At 56.8% G+C, this 2360-nt stretch carries 1 protein-coding gene; it reads right to left on the reverse strand.

Annotated features, from left to right (window positions below; all coding sequences use genetic code 11):
- Positions 1-2225 (reverse strand): family 78 glycoside hydrolase catalytic domain (locus GXX57_05160; protein HHV44037.1); only part of this gene is annotated, 2225 nt, incomplete at its 3' end.
- Positions 2226-2360: the final 135 nt, after the last annotated feature.

A 2360-nucleotide genomic window follows, 5' to 3' on the forward strand; every position in this document is an offset into this window, starting at 1 on the left:
TCCCACCGCTCCCAGATGGTGGTGGCCCCCATGGAAAGCATGTATCCCCAGCTGGGATAGGTGGTCTGGGTCAGGAGCTTGTAGGCCACATCGGCCCTTCCCTCCGCCGCCAACACCTCAAAGATATACTTCGTACACTGGTTGCCGGTGGTAATATGCCAATCGTGGGCCTCAATGTCCCGGACCAGGTTATCGACAACCCGTGACCGGTGTTCTGGCGGTACAAGATCGAGGAAAAGGGCTAGGGTATTGGAACCCTGGGATCCCCCGGCATATTGCCCGGTGGCTGCATCGAAGAACTGGGCGTTGAAGGCCGCTTTGATCTCTTCGGCCCGTTTTGCGAAGCGCCGGGCATCATCATCCTTGCCAAGGACCTTAGCAATCTTGGAGAGTAATACGTAGTTGTAGTAGTAGTATCCGGTGGACATCAGACTGCCGGGGGTGATGGCGGAAACGGCACCGGCCCCGATGCTTTCTGGGATACTGTGGGCAATGGGGGAAGCCCAGTCACCATAGTAGCTGTAGTGAAGGATGTAATCCTTGGCTTGGGAATGGAGGTACTCCGCCCACCGGCACATTCCGGCGTAGTGTTTCTCCAACAGTTCCCTGTTACCATAATGGAGATACAATAACCAGGGAATGATCAAGTAGCAGCTAGAGACGGGATCCGCTGGGTAACCGCCGTACATCCGTTGGTAGGGAGCTGTATCCGCGATGGCCCCTGTCTTTTCCCCTTGGGTGTCGGCAATGTCATCGAGCCACTTACGGTAGAACTGATACATGTGGAAATTGAGGATGGATTCCTCCGCCCGGGCCGTAAGATCGTTGAGCCAGCCGCACCGTTCATCCCGCTGGGGACAATCGGTGGGGATGCTGTGCAGGTTGCAGGCCTCGGTCCACCAGATGGCTTTGTGGATCCGGTTTAGTAGATCATTGCTGCAGTTAAACTGCCCCCGCGGTTTCACCGCAGAACGGACCACGATACCGGTGATGGCCTCCTTGGTGGGTGTTCCCGGAAAGCCCTCCACTTGGATATACCGAAAACCATGGTAGGTAAACCTAGGCTCATATACCTCCACCCCATCCCCTTTGAGGAAGTAGATATCCGTTGCCTGGGCGGAACGTAAATTAGCCTGGTTTACCGTCCCATCCTCATGCAGAATCTCCGCAAACTTCAAAGCAACTCGACTTCCCCGGGGGCCTTGGACCTTGAGCCGGGCCCACCCGGCAATATTCTGCCCCAGGTCAAAGACGTAGACCCCCGGCTTTGGCTCCCTTATGCTTTGGGGAATTAATTCATCCACCGCCTGAATGGGCTCAAGGAGCTGGGATACCAGCTTACCCTTGGGCGGCTCTAGGGTCACCGCTTCCCGCCAAACCCCATGGGAGGGCACAAATCCCGGTTCCGCCCAGCCGGTCTGTTCAAGCCGGGCGTCGTAATGCTCACCGTTGAAAAGATGGTTGTAGCGAATAGGCCCATCCAGGGAGGCCCACCAATTGTCACTTCCCTTGGTGACAAGCTCCGTGATAGTCCCATCCCCGTACTCAATCCGCAGCTGGCAAAGGGTTTGCTGTTGGGCAGCCCAACCAAGTCCCACCAGGATGCCGATGGCGTTTTCGCCCACACGCAGATACGGGGCAATGTCGTAGGTGCTGTATAGCACCCGTTTATCCGTATCAGTCCAGCCGGGATCTAAGACGTTTCGGCCCACCTTCTGACCATTGAGCCAAAGCTCATAGTAACCCAGGCCCGTCACGTAGGCCCGGGCCCGTCTGATGGGTTTCTCCAGAAGAAACTCCCGCCGGAACAGGGCACTGACCCGGGGCCGCCGTTCATGGGGAACCCCGATCCACTCCCCATGCCATTCCCTTTCATCCAAGATCCCCATTTCAAATCGGGCCGGTGCACTATAGGGGCTAACTTGATCCTGTTCGTCCCAAACCCGGACTTTCCAGAAGTACTCAGCGTAACTTTCCAGGGGCTTCCCCTGATAGACCACACTGACCGAATTTCCTGCCTGGACAAAGCCCGAATCCCAAAGGTCCCCCACGTCCTGGTCTAGCAAGGCCTCACTGCTCGCCACCAGGACTTGATACCCCCGCTGTAAACCGCCGCGACCAGAAGACTCCACCCGCCAGGAGAAACTAGGGGTAGGATTGTCCAGCCCCAAGGGATCCACCAAGTAATCCACCCGCAAATCTGTGGGAACAAGGTTGTCTACCATCGCACTTCTACCTCTTTCCTGCCATCATCTGCCGCAAAGTCTTCGACATCAGGACCGGATCTCCGGACCGAATCACCTCGTCTAGCTCCTCCTTGTGGGTCCGCTGCAGCTCATCGAACCAGACCAGCCACTCAA

The organism is Bacillota bacterium (assembly GCA_012839765.1).
GTDB lineage: Bacteria > Bacillota > Limnochordia > DUMW01 > DUMW01 > DUMW01.